Below are 20954 nucleotides of genomic sequence, written 5' to 3'. Positions count from 1 at the left end.
TCTTCCGCATGTCCTCCACCCCCATTCCCAGAATCAGGAGTCCTCGCTTTGTCCGACGGCATATCCGATGACGTCAAGGATGTCCTGGGCGTACTCACCGAACGGATCGAAGCGCGCTTCGGCATGGACATTGGCCGGTTGAAGGCCGCGGTCGCCGCCGCGCCGGCCGCGAATCCTGCCGCCTCCGATGTCGTCAAGTGGCATGGCCTCCTCGCCGAGGCCCAGTCCGTGCTCGACCGCGCGGAGGACGACCTTCTTGCCGCGCTGGAGACACAGTCCAGTGAGGTCGACGGCCCGACGATGGGCCTCGCCCACCGCGTGAACGCGGCCGTCACCACCCGCGACGGCCGGGCCATGGTCGTGCGGTGGCTCCTCGACCCGGACGCTCCGGGGAAGAAGGACCTCGCCGCCGAACGCCTCGCCCGCCTGCGCCCCCGAACCGGGTCGGCGGTGCCAACCAGCGCCCCCCACCGACCCGCGGGCACACCCGCGCCGATGTCGGCGGGGCAGCCGGGAAGGCCCGCCCGTTGAGCCGGGACAGGGCCAGCACCATGGACGACGAGCTGCAGGAGGTCTTCGGGGCCCCGGTCTCGGAGCTGTATGAGGCGGCTGTCGGCCGCGATACTTCTCCCGCGCTCACCCGCGTCCTGGAGCTGCGCTCCTTCCTGGCGCTGACGGAGGAGCAGGTCGCCCGCGTACGCGACCGCGTGCACGCGGACATGGACCCGGACCGCGACATGGGCGAGCTGTCGGCGGACCGGCTCCGCTTCGACGCGCAGTGGCTGGAGGCAGCGCTCGACGCCCGCGACAGCTACCGGGCCGCCCTCGGCGAGCTGCTGCGCACCATGCCTCCGCCCGCCCATCAGCCCCGTCCCGTCCGCACCACGCAGCTCAGGGCCACCGCAAGCCTGCCCCGGTCCGCCGCCCCGGCACCCCAGCGTGCCGGGGCGGCCAGGGCCCGCCGACCGTGAAGGCCCCCGATTGCCCCGTCCCACGTCCACCGACATAGCCGGACGGATCGAGGACCTGTACGGCGCATCGCTCGCCGACCTCGCAGCCCGCGCCCAGGATCAGCCGCCGGGCATGCTCTCCGCCCTGCTCGGCATGCACGACGACCTCGCTCTCGCCGAGCGCAGCATCGATGTCCACCGCGGCCACCTCGCCCGGCTCGTCCATCGCGAGCGGCAGTTCGGCCCGCAGGAGGTATCCCACCTCCTCGACGGCACCCGTCGGCTTGCCGAAGCCGTCGCCGTCCGCGACGTCCAAGCCACCTCCGTCGCCGCTGTCCTGCAGAGCCTGGCCCGCGTCCCGGCCCCGACGCCCGTCCCGCTCGCTCCCTCACCGCCTGCCCCGGCTCCGCCTCTTGCGGCGCCGAGCCCGGTGCACAGCCGCTGACCTGCAGGCGATCCCCCTTTCCATCACCCAGGAGTTCCTCCCTTGGCCCCCACCGCTCTGCCCCCTGACACCGACGCTGACGTCGCCCGGGTCACCGAGGCCCTCGCCATGATCACCCCGCGCTGGAACGTGAGAATCCTCCTGGCCCTCTCGGGATCGCCGCTGCGCTACAGCGAGCTGGCAGCCAAGATGCCTTGGCTCCGGGACGGCCAGCTCCACCCCAAGCTCACATCGCTGTGTGACGCCGGTCTGGTCGAGCGCGCCGAACACGATGCGCGGCACGTGACCTACGGCCATGCCGGGCGTGCCGCTGCTCTGCTGCCGGTGCTGCCGGTGATCGTCACCTGGGCCGAGGAGTATCTGGATACGCCGGACGTCCCGCTGCCCGCGATCGAGCAGATCGAGGACAGCCTCACCCTGCTCACCCGACGGCACGCCGCCTCCATCTTGTGGGTGCTGAAGTCCCGCGGGGAGGTCAGCGGCCGGGCCCTGGCCCGGATCGTGATGCCCAGCAGCGACTGGACCAACATCTACCCGCCGCTGCGGCAGCTCGTCGCCGACGGCCTGGTCGACACCGACGGCATCGGCCGGCCCTACCGGCTCTCCGCAGCGGGTGATGGCCTGGGTCCGGTGCTCGGCTCCCTGTCCGCCTGGTCCGCCGGGCAGCCCCTCGACACTGCCGCTCAGCACCCGGTCTGGGGGCACCCGCAGGCGAAGCCCGCGCCGAGGCCGTGGATCAGCAGCCAGCCTAGGCCAGCCCCCACGGCACTCCCACCCGCCCGGACACCCCAGACCTCTCCGGCCTGGCACAACCGGGACCTCTTCTCGCACGCCGCGACCGCCCACCCGAAGGCAGCCGTCCCGGCGGGAGGCCCGCGCCGATGACTACCGCCATGACCTCTGCCGAAGCGTTGCGCGCCGTCGAACTGCTCGCCTCGCGGCCCCTGGTCCGCCTGGTCACCGAGATCGACGACAACGGCGCCATACCGCCGCGACGACTGGCCCCTACCTTGCCCGACCTCTCCACGCATCAGGTGCGCAGCGCGTCCGACACGGCCCGCGCCCACGGCCTCATCTTGATCACGCCCGGCGCCGGACTGGAACTCACCCCCGCCGGGACGGAGTTGGCCGACCTGTACGACGCGATGGCCCGCTGGGCTCGGCGTCACGCCGTCCCGGCCCCCGTCTGTGAGTTCAGCAGCCGCATCCGGCACGTCCTCGGTCTGCTGGCACCTTCGCTCACCGGTGAGTACGTCGACAATCCCTCCCCGCTGGACGGTGGCGAAGACGAGGCGGGTCTGGCCCGTCCCCGCATGCTCCTGATCCGGTGGCTGGCCGACAACCCCCAGGCGGCCAGAGTGTCCGAACCCGAGCCGGTCGCGTGAGCCAAGCGGCCACGCCCCGGCGCGCACGTCACACCGGCGGGCTGGTGCGCAGCGTCTACCTGCCGCGCACGGCGGACGCCTTGGCGTTCGCGATGTCCACCTACGGCATTCCGCTGCTGGTCCTGGCCACGACGCGCTCCGCTGCGCTTACGGGCGCCGCCTTCGCCCTGGAGTGGATCCCGCGGCTGGCTGCGTTCGGGTGGGCCGGATCGGTTGTCGACCGGCACGGTGCCGCGGTGGTCTTCCACCGGGCCGCCCTGGGCCGGGCGCTGGCGCTGGCCGCCGGCGCGGTCCTGCTCCACTTCCACCCGGCGGGCGCCGAGGCGAGCGTGACCGTGATGGTGCTGGCGGCAACGACCGGCGTACTCACCGAGTTCAGCTATATCGCGGTCGAGACGGCGGGCGCCGCCGCCGGTCGTCGAGCGGGACGGCGGGCGCACCGTGTCCAGGCCGTCCTGCTCGGCATCGACCAGACGGCGACCCTGGCCGGTCCGGCGCTCGCCGGCGTGCTGTTGCTCGCCGGTCCGCCGTCGATGCTCGCGGTGATCACCGTGCTCTCGCTGATCGCCGCGCTGCTCGCCCTGCGCACCCCGCCCTCGCCGGTGGCGCCGGCCCGTGCGGCGAAGGGGCAGTCCGGTGCCGGACTGCTCACCGGGTGGCGCACCATCCGCTCGCTGCCCGCGCTCGGCTGGCTCGTGACCGGGCTGACCCTGTCCAACCTGGCCACCGGCCTTCTCCAGGCGGCCGGCCCGGTGATCGTCGTCCAGCACTTCGGGCAGTCCACCACCGCTGTCGGCCTGGTCTGGTCCGCTGCAGCCGCAGCAACGCTCCTCAGCGTCACGCTCGCCCGGTTCGCCCTGGACCGCCTCGGCCTGTGGCCGGTCGGCGCCACCTGCGCCGTCCTTGCCTCGCTCGGCTGCCTCGCCGCTGCCCGGGCCCCCGACTACCCGTCCTACCTCGTCCTGGTCGCCGTCCTCATGGCGGCCGACGGCGGCCTGGCGGTCGTCCTGCGCACCCTGCGCTCCCGCCTGATCCCGCCGGACAAGTTCGCCAGCACCCTGTCGGCGACGATCCTCATCCTCCTGCTGCCCTTCCCCGCCGCCGGCGTGCTCACCGCCCTCACCCCGCCCGACGCACTGGGCCACGTCATCACCGTCTGCGCGGTCCTGCAGGCCCTCGGCCTGCTCTGCGCCTTCGCTCGTCTGCGCACGGATCCCGCCCTGCGCACCTGAACCCGCTGCGCCCCAGCCTGTGGAGAACGTCATGTCCATCGCCGCCCTCGGGTCGCACCGCGCGACCGGCCGCACCATCACCGAGCAGTTCTACGCCTTCGACGCCCGCAACCCGCACGTCTACCGCGCTCTGGAACACATGACGGCCCGCCGCCTGGCCACTGGCGCCACCCGCGTCAGCTTGAAGGACCTGTTCGAGGATCTGCGCCGCCAACTTCCCCACGGCGTCGCCGGGCTGAACAACAACTTCACCGTCCTCTACGCCCGCCGCCTGATCGACAACCACCCCCACTGGGCCAGGCTGTTCGAACTGCGCCGCCGCCGCGCTGCCTGACACCCCTCACCCTGCCGGCCGAAGAACGCCTGACGGGGACGCCTCGTCCGCGGCCCTGCCGGTGCGCGAGCTGCGTGACCGGCCTCGGCCCGAGGCCCCACCCGTCCCGGCCGACCGTGCTTCTGACTTCGGTGCCACTGCGGTCCGTTCGTTTTCTGCGCACCTTTCCATCTTCTGCATCCAAGGAGCTTGCCCTTGTCCGACCGTCCCGTCGCCTTGATCGTGGCAGCCGCTGACATGGAGGCCGAGGCATACCGCGCGTACTGCCTTCAGTCCGTGGCCGCCGCCTATGACGTGGTCCTGATCACCAGCGAAGAGCCCACGTGGGAGGTGCCGTACCTGCGCGACTGCGTCGTCGTCTCCGACCCGGCCGACCAGGCCGCGCTGTCCGCCGCTGGCCGGATGCTCGCCGAACGCCACGACCTGGCGGGGGTGTTCACCTGGACCGAGTGGTACCTCGTGTCCGTGGCACGCCTCGCGCGCCAGCTCGGCCTGCCCACCACCGCCCCGGAGGCCATGCAGGCGTGCCGCAACAAGGCCACCTCCCGTGCGCTGTTCGCACGGCACGGCGTTCCGTCGGCGGCCTCGGTAAGCGTGCGGACCCTGGCCGAGGCGGAGGCGGCGGCCCAGCGGCTCGGCTACCCGCTCGTGCTGAAGCCCGCCGCGCACGCGGCCAGTATCGGCGTGATCCGCGCCGACACCCCCGAACAGCTCACCGCCGGTTTCGAGTTCGCCGACCAGTCGGCCGGGCTCGGGCGGGAATCCACCAGCGTGCTCGTGGAGGAGTACCTCGACGGGCCCGAGGTGTCGGTCGAGTGTGTCACCTACCGCGGCGAGACCAACGTGGTCGCGGTCACCCGCAAGACGGTCAGTGCTCCGCCCTTCTTCGAGGAACTGGCCCACTGCGTGGACGCCGCGGACCCGCTGCTCGACGTGGTGACCCCGGTGGCGCGGGCCGCGATCCGCGCCCTGGGGATCACCGACGGCGTCAGCCATGTCGAGATGCGCCTGGTCGACGGCCGGCCACGGCTCGTCGAGGTCAACGGCCGGATCGGCGGCGACATGATCGGCCACCTCGTCCGGCTCGCGACCGGCATCGACCTGCCGCGTGCCGCCGCCGACGTCGCCTGCGGCCGTCGTCCCGACCTCATCGCGACGAGGTCCTCGGCCGCCGCGATCCAGCTGCTCTACCCGGACACCTCCGGCACCCTGGTCCGCCTCGGCTTCGACGGCGTCCGTCCGGACTGGCTGGACCGCGTGTCCTTCCAGCACCAGGTCGGCGACCAGCTGCTCCTGCCGGCCGACGGCGGCAACATGTGGACCGCGCGGATCGGCTACCTGATCACCACCGCGCCCACCGCAGACCTCGCACAGGCCCGCGCCGAGGAAGCGGTGCGCCGCCTCCAGGTACACGTCGAGTCCCGCCCCGCCGCCGAGCCTGTAGCCGCTGGCCGCCCCGCATGAGCCGCACCGACGTATCCCTCCGGCGCAGCCGGGTCCTGCTGACCGGCTACTTCCTCGGTCTGGGGATGGTGATGGCTGTCTGGGGCGCCCGGATGCCGGCCGTCCAGCACACCGCCCACCTGACCACCGGCAGCCTCTCCCTCGTCCTGCTCGCCGCCGCTGCCGGCATGGTCGCCGGGCTGCAGGCCGGAGGCCGGCTCGCCCGGCCCGAACGCCTCCCCGTGCTCCTGATCGGCGGAGCGGTCGCACTGGCGGCAGCCCTCGCCGTGCTCGGCCAATGCCGGACACTGGCCTCGCTGCTCGCAGCAGCACTGGCCTTCGGCGCCGCGCACGGGGTCCTGGACGTCGCCGCGAATACGGGGGCGGTCCGCTGCCAGCACGCCTACGGCACGCCCATCATGTCGTCGCTGCACGCCGCGTACTCGATCGGAGCGCTGATCGGCGCGGCCCTAGCCGCTGCCACCGCCGGCACCGCCCACAGCACGTTGTTCCTGGCGGTCGGAGCCCTACTGGCGGTGGGCGTGCTCGCGGCCCTTCCGCCCACCCTGACCCTGAGCGGCACCGACCCCACACCCCCGAGCCTGCACGGGGGACGGAACCGTACGACGGGGAGCGTATGGCTGCTGGGCGCGCTGGCAGCGGCCAGCCTGCTGGGGGAGGGAGCGGCTGCCGACTGGGCCGCCGTGCACGTGCACGCCCTGCACGCCGGTACGGCCGTCGCCGCGAGTTCGTTCGCCCTCTACAGCACCGGCATGGCGATTGGCCGGCTGACCGGAGACCGGCTCACGACTCGCTTCGGGGCCCCTGCCGTGGTCCGCGTCGGCGCTGTGCTCGCCGCCGCGGGACTGGCCACCGGTGTCCTGGCCGACAGCGTGCCGGCGGCGCTGGTGGGCTGGGCGGTCTTCGGGCTCGGCCTGTCCGGTACGGTCCCCTCCCTGATCACCGCCGCCGGGAGCCACGGTCCGGGGGCCGTCGCGACGGTGTCCGTCACCGGCTACCTCGGCCTGCTCGCCGGCCCCGCCCTCATCGGCGCCCTCGCCAGCATCACCACCCTGCCCACCGCCCTGCTGCTGCCCGCCCTCCTCGCAGCAGCCCTCGCCGCCCTCGCCTACCGTGCTTTGGAGAACACCGCCCCTTGACCCGCGCCACCAGCATCGACGCCGTCATCCTCGACTACAACGGCGTCATCGGACTCCAGCCCACCCGCGCCCACTGGCTCCGACTGGCCCGCACCGCCTCCTGGCCCGAAGACGATCTCACCGGCTTCCAACGCGCCTTCTGGAACGACCGCGACCTCTACGACGCCGGTCAGCTCAGCGACCTGGCGTACTGGGCGCGCGTCCTCGGCGCCCACCCGGGTCCCCGCCTGCTGCGCGAACTCCTCGCCGCGGACACGAACATGTGGACCGAGACCGACGAGAGCGTCCTTGCCGTCCTCCGCCGCGCCCACGCCATGGGAATGCCGATGGTGCTGCTGTCCAACGCACCCGCCCATCTCAGCACCGTGCTCGACACCCACGGGTGGCGACGCCTGATGACCCAGGCGCTGTACTCGGCCCGCCTTGAGGTGTGCAAGCCCGACCCGGCCGCCTACCAACACGCCGTACGGGCCACCGGAGTTCGCGATCCACGACGCGTTCTGTTCGTGGACGACCGTGCCGACAACTGCCAGGCCGCCGCCCGCTCGGGCCTGCAGACCCTGCACTACACCGGCTCCAGCGACGTCCTCCAGGAAGCCCTGGTGCTCGCCGCCTGACCCACCCGCGCCTTCACCCCTTCAGGAACCTGTGACCTCTCACGACGACCTGCGCACGATCGACGGAGACGTCTTCGTCTCTCCGCGTCACCTCGCCTCCACCACCGGGATCGGTGACCCCGCCCTCGCTCCCCTCACCGACCTCGGCTGGGATCTTCACCACGACGACCTAGAAGTTACGTGGAATCACTTGCGAGGCTGAGTGCCTCGTACGGAGACCCACGGACTGAAGGGATCAGCGGTACCAGATGGTCGAGCTGAAGGAGAAGTAGCCGATACTCGGTCGGCACGAGCACGCAGCGGCCTGGCTGCAAGTGTGGCAGGACTTGGGACGGGCACCGAGGACGATCGATGCCTACGCCCGGGGACTCGCGGAGTACCTGGAGTTGTGCGAACAGGAGAGCGTGGACCCGGTACAAGCCACGCGGGCCCATGTCGCGCGACATGTGAGGGAGGTGCGCTCGCGGCCGAGCCGTAGAGGCGCCAATGTCGTGGCACTGGACTTCGGTGCCGGGTTGTCGAACGCGACGCTCCAGCAGCGTTTGGTGTCGGTGCGGTTATTCTACGACTTCCTCGTCGAGGAGGGGCTGCGCCAGGACAATCCCGTCGGCCGGGGACGCTACACCCTGGGGGCTCGTGGTGGCGGGCAGCAACGTGGGCTGGTGCGCAGGCTGGAGAAGCTTCCCTGGATTCCCAGCGACGAGCAGTGGCGAGCCATTCTGGCGATCGCCGCCGCCGAGCCGGTACGCACCCGGCTCATGCTGGCCCTGGCCTACGATGCGGCGCTGCGCCGGGAGGAGTTGTGCTCGCTGAGTACCGACGACCTGGACCCGGGGCGGCGGCTGGTGCGGGTACGCGCGGAGACGACCAAGAGTAGGCGGGAACGAGTGGTGCCCTACTCGGCGACGACCGGGGTCCTGCTGTCGCAGTACCTGGTGCATCGGGCCTCGGTCAGCCGCGCACGCGGTGGGTTGTTCCTGTCCGAGTCGCGGCGCAACTTCGCCCAGCCGCTGAGCTTGTGGACGTGGTCGAAGGTGGTGCGACGGATCGCCGTGGAGGCCGGGGTGGAACGCTTCTCCACGCACACCACGCGACACCTGTGCCTGACGGACCTGGCACGGATGGGCTGAGAGGTGCACGCGATCGCCACCTTCGCCGGACATCGGCACACCGACTCCACCATGCGCTACATCCACCTCTCGGGCCGGGACCTGGCCGAGAAACTCGCGCGCGGGATGGAGCACATCCATGCCCAGCGGGTCGCGCTGCTGAGCGCCGATGCCGAGGACACCGGATGGCCTCGGTGACCGCCCTTGCCCCGGCCACGGGGAAGGCAGCACCCGGCTGGGCCTGGCCGCTGGAAGGCGATGCCTGGGACCGTGACCCGCAACTGAGCGCTGAAGAGCGCGCGGTGCTGGTGCATGCGGGACCACGGCTGTTGCACTCCTCTCGGCTGACCCGGGCGGAACGCGGTGCGCTGGTGCGGTTGCTCGGGCCGCTGGAGCAGGTGCGCTCTTGCCTGCGGATCCCGGACAAGTCCGGACACCACCGGTGGGTCGATTACCAGGTGGTCGGGATGCTGCTATGGCACACCGCCGAGACCGGTTCGGCGTGGTGGAGCTGGGACCAGAGCGCGTGGACCCATGTGATCGGGTCCGACGCGCAGGAATGGAGTCGCCAGTGGCCGGCGCAGGCATCGCGGGCATGCCGCCCCCGACTGCTGGCCTACGCCTACCTTCTGGAAGCGCCTGTGGACGAGGCCCTGTTCCTCTGCTTCGAACGGCTGCGCCTGGCCCACACGGTCTTCGGCCCCGAGATCGTGGACCGGGAGGTCGGCACTGTTTACGGCTTGCTGCGCGGCTGGGGTTACCGCCTTGAGACGGCGGGCAACAACGCGGTACGCACGTTGATCGCACACGCGATGCTCCTCAACCGCAGCCCGCTGCTGGCGGAAATGGATGCGGCATTACTGGAACGTCTGCGCCAGTCAGTGCGTTCCACCGGGAGGGCCTCTGGTGACATGCACTCTTTCCAGCGGGCGCTGGCGGCGCTGGGACGGTGCGAGCCGCCCGTCGCCCGCAACGAGACCTTGTTGAGTGAGCTGCGGACCCAGCGGTGGACGGACGTGCCGGCGCCGTGGGCCGAGATCGTCTCCCGGTGGTTCGACACCTCCACACTCAGCCGCAACGTCCGCCTGGCCTACCGCCAGGATCTCGCCCGCATGGGCCGGTGGCTCGCGGCCGAGCACCCGCAGATCACCGAACCCGCCCAGTGGACTCGGGCGACCTGCGCGGCCTGGGTGGCCACGGTGGACCGGATGCGGATCGGCGACTACGTCGAACGCACCGCCACCCGCGGCGTGTTCGGAGATCCAATGTCCCCCTCCACCAAGGACAGTGCGCTCACCGCCAGCCGCGCGTTCTTCCGCGACCTTCAGGAATGGGAGTGGCTCCCGCGCCGGTTCGAGGCCGGGCGCGCTCTGGAGACGCCCCGCAGCATCCGCGCACTGCTGGGCCCCAACCCCCGCGTCATCGCCGACGAGGTATGGGCCAAGCTGCTGTGGGCCGGCATCAACCTCACCTCCGACGACCTGCCCACAACCAGCAGCGGCCCGCGCTATCCCTTCGAGCTGTCCCGAGCCGTGGCGCTGACCTGGCTGTTCAGCGGCCAACGCAGCGACGAGATCCGCCGCCTGCGCACCGGCTGCATCCGCTGGCAGCACGACGGCACGGACGTCAGCCCGGACGCCGCAGACGTGCTCGCCCGTGACGCCATCTGTCTGCTGGATGTCCCGGCTCACAAAACCGGCACGAGCTTCACCAAGCCGGTCGACCCACTGCTCGGACAGGCCATCGAGGTCTGGCAGGCCGTCCGCCCTGAGCAGCCGGTGATGCTCGACGCGAAGACAGGCGAGCGGGTTGAGTTCCTGTTCGCCCACCGTGCCAAGCGGGTCTCCAAGGACTACATCAACCGCACGATCATCCCGGCGCTGTGCACGAAGGCCGGGGTCCCCGCCAGCGACGTCCGCGGCAAAATCACCAGCCACCGGGCCCGCAGCACCGTCGCCAGCCAGCTCTACAACGCCAAGGAACCGATGACCCTGTTCGAATTGCAGGCGTGGCTCGGGCACCGGTCGCCCAGCTCGACCCAGTTCTACGCCAAGATCTCCCCCAAGACACTGGCCACGGCGTACAGCGAAGCCGGCTACTTCGCCCGGAACGTGCGCACCATCGAGGTCCTCGTCGATCGCGACGCCGTCGCCTCGGGCGCAGCGGCCACCGGCGAGCCCTGGCAGTACTACGACCTGGGTCACGGCTGGTGCACCTATTCCTTCTTCGAACAGTGCCAGCACCGGATGGCCTGCGCCCGCTGCGACTTCTACACCCCCAAGGGCTCCAGCAAGGCCCACCTCCTCGAAGCCAAAGAGAACCTGCAGCGCATGCTTGCGTCCATCCCGCTGTCCGAGGAGGAACGCGCCGCGGTCGACGACGGCCGAAGCGCCATTGACGCGCTCCTCGCCCGGCTGTCCGACATCCCCACACCCGCAGGCCCCACACCACGGGAGCTCGGTCTCTCCTCCACCATCACCACGCTGCCCATCGTGGAAGTCCGCCAAGGAAAACAGAAATGAGCGGCTCTGAAGCCGAACGGAAGATTGATCTTCCGGAGGGCAGGCGGCACTCAACCGGCTCCTGAACGTCTCGCGGCCATCCCCACTCCTTCCAGACCTACCCCGCGTCAGTCACTGCCGATCACGTAGAAGTGGAGGGACGCTAGCAGCGGCTGGTAGTGCCCCCGCGCGACGGTGAACTGGCGCTTTGAGGCCCGGATGATCGACCCGTACAGATGGGCGCAGGCACGGACGTTGCTCCGAGTGCTGACGGATCCAACTGGACGGGCTCCTCACAAGGACACTGGGAACGGCAGATAGGGGCTGAGATTCGTTGCCGACCTCATACCGATTGATCCTCTTCTTCTCCCATATCTTGGGAAAGTCTTGAAGCGCCCCAGGGAACGATTTCTCGGCCCGCAACCTCAATCGCCTCGGCATGGATGCACATGAAAACTTTCAATAGGGACATTCCGAAATGCCCGCTCCGCGAGGCATTTTTAGTTCATCTTGACCATTTCAAGGACTGAAATTGGGTGGACTGTGTGACGCGATAGGCCACATTGCGGAGCTTCTGCGAAGATCATCGCGTTTTTGTCGCCTCCGCCATGCGGAATGTTCAGGGGAAGAAATTGACCATGCGTCACAGACAAGTGATCCCTCGGGGATCGCGATTCAGACGGACGCCGCGGCCACGTCGGCTAGGGCAGATAGCGATCGGCCTGGCGCTGGCCATGGCCGCAGAGCTGGCGCTGGTGTCGCAGAGCACCGGAATGGCGTTCGCCACGGAGACCGCGGCCACTTCGGCGTCCGACGCCACCGCCACGGCGTCGGGGCCCGCGCAGGCCCAGGACGAGGCGTCGGCGGTGCTGATGGCCCGTCTCCAAAACCGGAACATCGAGGTGCTGTCGGAGAGGACCGCTGACTCGACGACGTACGCGCTGCCCAGCGGTGAGCTGCAGACGGAGGCGTACGCCGGTCCGGTCCGCGTGAAGCAGGACGGGACCTGGAAGGACATCGACACCTCGCTGTCCGATACCGGAGACACTCTGGAGCCACAGGCCGCCGCCGCGGACATCAACGTCTCCGACGGTGGGGACACCCAGCTCGCCTCAGTGGCCAAGGGCAAGGATTCCTTCGGGCTCGGGTGGCAGGACAAACTGCCCACCCCTGATGTGAAGGACAGCACCGCCTCCTACAACCTCGGCAGCGGCCAGACCCTGTCCGTGACCGCGCTCGCGCAGGGCTTCTCCGAGAACATCAAACTCGCCCAGCAGCCGGGCAACGACACCCTCTCGTACCGCATCCCGCTGAACCTGGACGGGCTGAAACTCTCCCAGGCCGACTCCGGGCACCTGCTGCTCAAGGACAGCGACGGCAAGCTGGTCGCCGAGGCCCCGGCGCCCATGATGTGGGACTCTTCCAAGGACGACACATCGGGTGAGTCCGCGCACCAGGAGCAGGTCTCTACAAAGATCGAGACCGCAGACGACGGCTCGCAGACCCTCGTCCTGACCCCGGACCAGACCTTCCTGGCCACCGCGACCTACCCGGTCACCGTGGACCCGACCACCACCCTCGCGGTCACCACCGACACCTGGGTACAGAACCCCGACTATCCCGACTCGCAGATCTCCTCGCAGGAGCTGAAGTCGGGCACGTACGACGGAGGTACAGACACCGCCCGCTCGTACCTGAAGTTCGACATGTCGAAGTTCACCGGCAAGCACATCACGTCGGCCACGATGTCGCTGTACAACTACTACTCGGCGACCTGCTCCACCTCCGGCGCCGCCACCCAGGCCCGCCGCATCACCTCCACTTGGTCGTCCTCGTCGATCACCTGGGGCGCGCAGCCGTCGACTACGACGACGAACATGGCCACCAACACCGGACACTGGGGATACAGCTCCTCCTGCCCGGCGAACTGGTCGAACTGGGCCTTGACCGGCATGGTCCAGGACTGGGCGAATGGCTCGGCCAACAACGGCATCCAGCTGCGCAGCGCCGACGAGACCGACTCGACGACCTGGCGCCGCTTCCGCTCGGCGAACTACACCACCTCCGGGTACGCGCCGAAGCTGGTGGTGAACTACAACTCCTACCCGGCCACGCCCACGTCGGTGGCGGTCTCCCCGTCGTCGGTGAACGCCTACAGCGGCAAGCAGTACGTCACCTCCTACACCCCCACGCTCTCCGCCAAGGTCTCTGACCCGGACGGCTCGACGGTCAAGGCCCAGTTCGAGATCACCAACGACCCGGCCTACACCGGCGAGACGACGTACTCCTACACCGCTACCTCCTCCTCGGTCTCCTCCGGCTCCACCGCGACCTTGACCATCCCGGCCGCGAGTCAGCTCGCGGCCTCACACCTGCGGATGCGGGTACGCGGGTACGACGGCACCGACTACGGCTCCTGGTCGTCCTACATCTACTTCGTGCCGAACGTCGGCAAGCCAGCCGCGCCCACCATCTCCTGCGACGCCTACCCCTCGGGTGCCTGGACAGACAAGTCCAGCAGCGGTGCGACCTGCACGATCGACACCTCATCGAGCGACGGGCAGGGCTACGAGTGGGGCCTGGACAACTCGACCGTCCCCAACAAGGTCTTCGACACGGCTGACGGCAACGGCGGAGACCCGCTGACCGTCCACATCACCCCGGCCAACGGCTGGCACACCTTCTCGGCAAAGACCATCGACTCCGGCGGCAACCTCTCCACGTCCACTACCTCCTACTCCTTCGGTGTGGGCAAGGCGAGCCTCAACTCCCCGACGACCGGCGACACGACGGACGACGCCGTCACGCTGTCGGCCACCCAGTCGGGGGCGTTCACCGGGGTGACGTACCAGTACGAGATCGGTTCCGCCGACCCCTACGGCTGGCAGCCCATTCCGCTGACGTACGTCACCAAGTCCTCGGACGGCTCGGCTGTCTCGTCATGGCCGCTGGCCTTCTCCGCATCCGCCCAGCCGGCCGACCTCGACTGGACCGCCACCAGCCAGCTCTCCGACGACGGCCCCGTCCAAGTGCGGGCGCTGTTCACCGACGGCACGAACACCTACGCCACGAGTGCGGCCACAGTCACCATCAATCGCAAGGCCGACAACGCCCCCACGGCTGCCGTCGGCCCGGGCCAGATCAACCTGCTGACCGGGGACTTCGGCCTGTCGACCACGGACGCCTCAGCCTTCGGCTCGGCCGTGACCCGTACGTTCTCCTCTCGGGACCCGCAGGGCGCCGCCGAGCAGGACGGCCAGATCTCCATCTTCGGCCCGAACTGGACCTCCGGCATCACCGCCGCCACCTCGGACTGGTCGTACATCAAGCCGACCTCGTCCAGCTCCGTGTCGCTGATCGACGCCACCGGCGCCTCAACGGGCTTCACCGTGTTGAACGCCACCTCGGGTACCTGGACCCCACAGCCAGGTGCGGAGAACCTCACCCTGACGGGCACGCTGTCCGGCAGCTCCTTCACCCTGACGGACACCGACGGCACGACAGCCACCTTCACCAAGCCAAACAGCAGTTCCACCACCTGGCAGCTCGCCACCTCTTACACCGTCACCGGCGACTCCGCGAACACGACCACGGTCGTATCCCACCCGGTCGCGGTCTCGGGCGGCACGGAATACCGGGCCGAGCCGCAGTACGTCATCGCCCCCACCAGCGCCCACTCTGCGGCCACCTGCGCGGGCGACCCGTCCACGGCGGGCTGCCGTGTCCTCGAGTTCGTCTACGCGTCCTCCACCACCGCGACCGCCTCGACCCCTGGTAACTACTCGGGCCAGGTGCAGCAGATCAACCTGTGGGCCACTGCCCCGAGCGCCTCGGCGTCTACCGCCACCCCGATCGCCGCGTACGACTACACCAGCAGCGGCCAGCTCGCCGATGCCTGGGACCCCCGGCTGTCCAACCCCCTGAAGACCAGCTACACCTACGACAGTGCCGGCCGGGTCGCCACGCTGACCCCGCCCGGCCAGCTGCCGTGGACCTTCACCTACGACAAGGTCGGCAGCAACGGCGATGCGGGCTACGGCATGCTGCTGACCGCCTCGCGCCCCACCCTCAACGCCGGCACCACCGGCACCACCGACGGCGGCACCGCGACCACCAGCGTGGTCTATGGCGTCCCAGTCTCCGGCTCGGCAGCCCCGTACAGCCTGTCCGCCACGGCCACCACGGCGTGGGGCCAGACCGACAACCCCACCGTCGGAACGGCCATCTTCCCGCCGACCTCCGTGCCATCGAGCCATGACGGCACCGCCTTGTCGTCCTCCGCGTATGCCAAGGCGACCATCACCTACCTGGATGCCGGTGGCCGAGACGTCAACACGGCCACCCCGGGCGGTCACATCAGCACCACGGAGTACGACGCCCTGGGCAACACTCTGCGCCAGTTGACCGCTGCCAACCGGGAACTGGCCCTTGGCACGACCACGAGCTCCGATCCGGGTCTGGCCGGCGCGATCGCCAACGCCAACAGCCCGGCGGAGGCGGCGGATCTGCTGTCCACCACCTCGTCGTACACCACCGCCGCTGACGGCTCCGAACTGCAGTCCGGCGAATACGGCCCCCTTCACACCATCACCCTGCAGCACACCCTGTCGGGCGGGGCCAGCACCGCCGATCTGCCCTCCGGGACGGAAACCCTCGCGCGGAGTCACACGGCATACGCCTACGACGACAACCGCCCCACTACCGCTACCGTCTCCGACCTGCCCACCTCGACCACGACCGGCGCCACTGTCGCCGATTACCCCGCCGACGGCGACCAGCAGACCACGGCCACCACGTACGACTGGACCACCGGCCTTCCTCTGACCACGGTCACCGACCCTTCCGGCCTGGCCATCACCACCAAGTACAGCTACGACAGCGACGGTAACCAGACCAAGGAGGTCCAGCCGACCTCCACCGGCTCCGATGCCAAGACCACCGTCACCGCCTACTACACCGCGACCGGCACCGGCGCCTGCCAGGGCCGTCCCGAGTGGGCCGGGATGGTCTGCACCACGGCCCCCGCGAGCACCATCACCGGAGGCGGCAGCAACCCGAGCGAGCTGCCGACCACGACCTACACCTACGACAACTACGGCCAGGTCAAGACCCTGACCGAGGCCGCCAACAGCACCACCCGCACCACGGCCTACGCCTACGACGCGATCGGGCGCGTCACACAGGAATCGATCACCGGTGGCACCGGTACCACCACACCCGCGACGACATACAGCTACGACCCCGCGACCGGCGCCATCATCGCCTTGGCGTCCAACGGCCAGACGGTCGCCGCCGCCTACGACAAACTCGGCCGCCAGCTGACGTACGACGATGGCACCGGCAACACGACCACCACGACCTACGACAGCTTCAACCGGCCGGCCACGGTCACGGACTCAGCTCCGTCCACCGTCACCTATACCTACGACGACACCACCAGCCTGCCGACCACCGTCACGGACTCCGTCGCGGGCACCTTCACCGCCACCGGCTACGACGCCGAAGGCCGCCTCACCGGCGAGAAACTGCCCGGCGGCTACACCCTCACCCAGTCATTCGACCCGGCAGGCGAGCAGACCGCCCGCGACTACGCCGATTCCAGCGCCACTCCGGTGCTGACCGACGCCGCCGACTACACCATCGGTGGCCAGCAGGCAGGCCACACCGAGAACAACGGCAACACCACCACCAGCAACTTCACGTACGACGCGGCCGACCGCCTCACCCAGGCCGCTGACGACACCGGAACCAGCTGCACCACCCGCAGCTACGGCTTCGCAAGCAACGCCAGCTTCAATCGCACAAGCCTGACCACCGCCGCGAGCACCACGGACTGCTCCGACACCACATCCAGCACAACCACCACCACAACGGCCAACCACACCTACGACAGCGCCGACCGCATCACGGACACCGGCTACAGCTACGACGCCTTCGGCCGCACCACCGCTCTTCCCGACGGCACGGCCCTCGCCTACTACACCAACGACCTCGTCCGCCAGGAGACCACCAGCACCACCAAGCAGACCTGGACCCTCGACGCCGCCGGACGCCTCGCCTCCTGGACCACCCAGAGCAGCACGGACAGCGGCGCCACCTGGAACACAACCGCCACCGCCACAAACCACTACGCCGACGACGGCGACAACCCCGCCTGGACTGCCGAAGACACCGCGGGCACCATCAGCCGCAACGTCACCGACCTCACCGGCACCCTCGCTGCCACAACAGCCGCCACCGACGGCACCACCCTCCAACTCGCCAACATCCACGGTGACATCGCCGTCCAACTCGTCCTCAGCACCACCACCGCCAGCGCCTACACTTACGACGAGTTCGGCAACACCGGGGACACCACCCGCTACGGCTGGCTCGGTACTCACGAGCGAAGTGCGGAAACGCCGACCGGCGTCATCCTCATGGGCGCCCGCCTGTACAACCCGGCCACCGGGCGTTTCCTGTCCTCCGACCCCATCCACGACGGCAGCGCCAACGCTTACGACTACTGCAACGCCAACCCCGTCACCTGCCTCGACCTCACCGGCGACTTCGCCGCAGTGGCGGCGATAGGCTTCTTCGAAGCGGCGGACTTCTGGAACCCGGTCGGCTGGATCGTGGCCCTTCTGGTTGCCATAGGGATCGTGACATACGCCGTCTACAAGGGTGGCGAATGGCTTGTCCACCACCATGGACACGTCGCTAAGGCCACGCCGAGCAGTTCCCCGTATTGGGGGAAACTGAAGCCCTACAAGGGGAAGACCAAGTCCAACGGGAAGAGCGGCTCAAAAAAGAGATACTTCGAGTGGGACTACACCCACGGCGATATCGAGGTGTACGACAAGAATGGGAATCATCTCGGGAGCGCCGATCCTGAGGACGGGCACATCTACAAGCCTCCGGTAAAGGGACGGAAGATCAAAATATGACGTTCGTAGACGATGTCCTCGCAGGCCGTGTCATGCTGGAAGACGTCGAGACATATCGCGAAGCGTGGAATTCATCTGGCGAGGACGCCGGTGAGTACCACGAGTTCCTCGGCCTGCTCTGGCCCGAATACGCGATGTATGTCGAGGATGACGACGTCTTGGCCTGTGTGGTGGAGGCACGCCGCGCCGAGCAGGATCTGCTGTCCTGGTTGACGGATCACCAGGACAGCCCGGTCGCGACAAGACTGCTTGCACTTGCACAGCGGTACTCCCGCGAATGGGCAGAGGCGCAGCGAACAACTGATTGACCAGTACCGCCGGCCGGCCCGTCAGGCATCAGTCACCGGGCCGGCCCCGAGCCCACAAGCCGTATTGGGTTCCGGTGAAATAACGGCTGCCTCATTGTTGCTCCGCCGAAGTCTCAAGAAGAGCGAAAACGAGGCAGCCCCGGAAGAGCATGGCGTGCGTGACGTATCGGCACCAGCCCACGTAGCAGCCCTTTCGCTTCTTTCGAAGAGTGCTCGCACCACATCAGCCTTCCCGCGCTGCGATGCCTACGCCCCGAGAAACTCCAGCAGTGTGTAACTCCTGCGGGCGAAGTGTACTTGCAGAAGATCCGGTGGCTTCCTTGACTAACGCCACCCGTGGGGGTGCCTCGCCGGTATTGTCATCGGCATCCAGGTACTGCGCGTCGCCAACGGCACTGCCGTTGAGCTGGCTTGGCTGCTGCTTGACAAGGTTGATTCCACATAATCGGCAACGTCTACGTCAACGCCCCCGACGGCAAGGTCCGCCTGGGCTACCTCCCCGAAGGGGAGGACGACGGGCTCTGGCGCATCAATGCCTACCGCGACCCGTTCGGCCCGCCGACCTGGGGCGTCTGCTTCAACGACCGTGTCCCGACCGAGTTTGTGACCGCGTTCACCACGGCCCTCGCCACGGCGTACCAGCAGGGGCCGGACGGCTACCTCGCCCGGCCGGTGTCCGGGAGCGACGAACACGATCCCTTCCTCGCCGTCGTGCCCTTGCTGAAAGGGGGCTGGGAGATCGACCGCCCCCGCTGGGGCGTCTTCGCCATCCAGGCCCCGGACGCACTCGCCGGGCTGGAGTTCACCACCGGCGACCTCGATGCGGAAGCCGAACTGACGACACGCGAGGCCCGCTGGCAGCTGTGGGCGGGCACCTCCATCGACCGGCCCGTCTGGTACGCCACGGCCAGCACCGACACCCCCGTCGCCCTGCTCACCGCCGTCACCGCGTGCGTCGCCGATCCGGCTCCACTGCCCCGGTGGCGCGAGAACACCTTCAGCTACATCAAGGGCATGGCCCAGCTCACCCCGATCCTCCCGCCCCGACCGCCGGCCCCCACCCCGCTCGATGTGCAGCGGGCCGCCGCGTCCCGCCGCCCGGCCGCGCTCCCCGCGGCCAGCGTCCCGCGCTGGAGCACCACCAGCCAACCAGCCCTGCCCGGTCCACGCCGCTGACACGGGCCCGACCTCTACCGGAGACCCCTCTTGTTCCTGCAGGCCCCGGAGTTCTTCGCCGAGCTGTGCCTCCCGTTCCCCGAGCACGCCGTGGTGGGCAACACCTACCTCGCCGTCCCCGCCCCCGGCGGACAACTGCGGCTGCGGATCGATTTCACCGACACCATCCGGGCGGACACCTACGGCGGGTTGCGCGTGGCGGTCGTCCACCCGGACCGCGCGAGATCGACGCGGTGGCACTCAGCTTCCTCGACCACGGCACATTCCACCGTCGCGACGAAGCGACCAACACCCGGCCGAACACGCACGGTTACGGCGTGATCCACAAGTACCACCGTCCGGATCAGCCACCGTGGGCTGGCGCCGTCACCACGGGGCTCCGCGATGCCATCGAGCGGTACACCGCGGTCTGGTTCCCCGGTGCCTGGAACACCTCCACCCCGGCCCGCGCCGCAGGACGGACTGTGCAACCGGCGCCCGCCGCGCCGATCACCCGCAACGGCACCCGCGCCCGCTGAGCCGGGCCCCCACCGCCTACCCCGCCGTTCCGCACCCTTCAGCAGGAGCCCTGCCCGTGATGACGCACCCCTTCGAGAACCTCGACCCGGCCCAGCCGGTGCAGGTCCTTCCCCGGCAATTCTGTGTCAACTCCGCCCGTGTTGCTTTCACTGCGCGAACTGCGGTGAGGCGTTGGTGTTCAGCCGACCCCTCGACGAGCCGCCGTTGTCGCTCAGCGTTCTTGGTCTGAGATCTGAGCCTGCCTGCCGTTGGGCAACCCTGTCCTGCCGCGGCATCGGAAGAACCTGTGCAGACGGGACCAGCAGGACGCTTGAGGAGGGTCCGGTGCGATCGATGGTGCCTGTGCTCCAGGTCGAGCTGGGCGAATCCTGAAGGTGGGGGAGTAGGCAGGTCACTGAGGCGCCAACGGTGATCATCATCTGAGGGCGGCGTTCGTCGGAACTCGGCGTATCGCAGGGTGTAGGCGGGCGAGTGGCCTGTCGTGTGCGACAAGTTGCTCACCAGCATCGCGGCCAAGTCCCCCGCTTGATCACACGGCTGCCTGTCCCGCGCTAGTAAAGACCGTTGGTGAGAAGGGTTACAGAATCCAGATCGAGTGACGTGCGCCACTTGCAGAGTCTGGAGGTGTCGACCTGCGGTCACCTTTGGCGCCATTTTGCGAATGTATGACCCATTCAAATGAAAACCCGTCACCTTTTGGTTGTTACGTGGATGCCCTTTGGGTCTTCTGTGAATAAGTAAGGGTGTAGTAAGAATCTTCCTGTTGCTCGCGTTGGGGGAGGCGGCACGGCCTCCGCTGCTTCGGAGGGGGCGTCAGGATGTCTGGCAGAGCGTCTCGATGGTGGTCGT

At 69.1% G+C, this 20954-nt stretch carries 15 protein-coding genes and 2 pseudogenes; all 17 read left to right on the top strand.

The annotated features are described in order from the left end of the window. Positions 1-48 precede the first annotated feature (48 nt). The 17 genes and pseudogenes from ACIQVL_RS49525 (at position 49) to ACIQVL_RS49445 (ending at position 20104) form a co-directional block, all read left to right on the top strand. Entirely contained in the window at positions 49-531 is a 483-nt protein-coding gene (locus ACIQVL_RS49525) for a hypothetical protein (protein ID WP_403479014.1), read from the top strand. Beyond that, complete coding sequence (locus ACIQVL_RS49520) at positions 528-971, top strand: hypothetical protein (RefSeq protein ID WP_403479013.1); 444 nt, start codon at positions 528-530, stop codon at positions 969-971. Before ACIQVL_RS49525 ends, ACIQVL_RS49520 begins: the two co-directional genes overlap by 4 nt. 10 nt (positions 972-981) lie before the next feature. Further along, entirely contained in the window at positions 982-1395 is a 414-nt protein-coding gene (locus ACIQVL_RS49515; RefSeq protein ID WP_403479012.1) for a hypothetical protein, read from the top strand. Positions 1396-1437: 42 nt separating this feature from the next. Then, positions 1438-2280, top strand: coding sequence for a winged helix-turn-helix transcriptional regulator (locus ACIQVL_RS49510; protein WP_403479011.1), 843 nt, complete (start codon positions 1438-1440; stop codon positions 2278-2280). Next, on the top strand, positions 2277-2780 hold the full coding sequence (locus tag ACIQVL_RS49505) for a regulator (protein WP_403479010.1): 504 nt from the start codon (positions 2277-2279) through the stop codon (positions 2778-2780). The genes ACIQVL_RS49510 and ACIQVL_RS49505 overlap by 4 nt, the downstream gene beginning before the upstream one ends. Beyond that, positions 2777-4012 (top strand): MFS transporter, encoded by a 1236-nt coding sequence (locus ACIQVL_RS49500; protein WP_403479009.1) that lies wholly within the window; start codon positions 2777-2779, stop codon positions 4010-4012. Before ACIQVL_RS49505 ends, ACIQVL_RS49500 begins: the two co-directional genes overlap by 4 nt. Before the next feature lie 31 nt (positions 4013-4043). Next, positions 4044-4346 (top strand): hypothetical protein, encoded by a 303-nt coding sequence (locus ACIQVL_RS49495; RefSeq protein WP_403479008.1) that lies wholly within the window; start codon positions 4044-4046, stop codon positions 4344-4346. 237 nt (positions 4347-4583) lie between these two features. Further along, the gene (locus ACIQVL_RS49490; protein ID WP_403479036.1) at positions 4584-5810 is read left to right on the top strand and encodes an ATP-grasp domain-containing protein; all 1227 of its coding nucleotides are present in this window, start codon (positions 4584-4586) and stop codon (positions 5808-5810) included. Next, positions 5807-6949 (top strand): MFS transporter, encoded by a 1143-nt coding sequence (locus ACIQVL_RS49485; RefSeq protein ID WP_403479007.1) that lies wholly within the window; start codon positions 5807-5809, stop codon positions 6947-6949. The genes ACIQVL_RS49490 and ACIQVL_RS49485 overlap by 4 nt, the downstream gene beginning before the upstream one ends. Next, entirely contained in the window at positions 6946-7566 is a 621-nt protein-coding gene (locus tag ACIQVL_RS49480) for an HAD family hydrolase (RefSeq protein ID WP_403479006.1), read from the top strand. The genes ACIQVL_RS49485 and ACIQVL_RS49480 overlap by 4 nt, the downstream gene beginning before the upstream one ends. A 314-nt stretch (positions 7567-7880) precedes the next feature. Continuing rightward, complete coding sequence (locus tag ACIQVL_RS49475; protein WP_403479005.1) at positions 7881-8696, top strand: tyrosine-type recombinase/integrase; 816 nt, start codon at positions 7881-7883, stop codon at positions 8694-8696. 3 nt (positions 8697-8699) lie between these two features. Next, on the top strand, positions 8700-8873 hold the full coding sequence (locus ACIQVL_RS49470; RefSeq protein WP_403479004.1) for a hypothetical protein: 174 nt from the start codon (positions 8700-8702) through the stop codon (positions 8871-8873). Beyond that, the gene (locus ACIQVL_RS49465; RefSeq protein WP_403479003.1) at positions 8861-11197 is read left to right on the top strand and encodes a tyrosine-type recombinase/integrase; all 2337 of its coding nucleotides are present in this window, start codon (positions 8861-8863) and stop codon (positions 11195-11197) included. The genes ACIQVL_RS49470 and ACIQVL_RS49465 overlap by 13 nt, the downstream gene beginning before the upstream one ends. A 713-nt stretch (positions 11198-11910) precedes the next feature. After that, entirely contained in the window at positions 11911-18102 is a 6192-nt protein-coding gene (locus ACIQVL_RS49460; protein WP_403479002.1) for a DNRLRE domain-containing protein, read from the top strand. Beyond that, positions 18099-18410, top strand: coding sequence for a hypothetical protein (locus ACIQVL_RS49455; RefSeq protein ID WP_403479001.1), 312 nt, complete (start codon positions 18099-18101; stop codon positions 18408-18410). Before ACIQVL_RS49460 ends, ACIQVL_RS49455 begins: the two co-directional genes overlap by 4 nt. A 444-nt stretch (positions 18411-18854) precedes the next feature. Beyond that, a pseudogene (locus tag ACIQVL_RS49450) lies at positions 18855-19586 on the top strand (DUF317 domain-containing protein); the annotation flags it as partial. 30 nt (positions 19587-19616) lie between these two features. Beyond that, positions 19617-20104 (top strand): annotated as a pseudogene (locus tag ACIQVL_RS49445) (hypothetical protein). Positions 20105-20954 lie beyond the last annotated feature (850 nt).

Origin of the sequence: Streptomyces sp. NPDC090499 (assembly GCF_044769305.1) — a bacterium.
In the GTDB taxonomy this organism is placed as follows: domain Bacteria; phylum Actinomycetota; class Actinomycetes; order Streptomycetales; family Streptomycetaceae; genus Streptomyces.
This window is presented reverse-complemented; position numbering and strand designations above follow the sequence as displayed.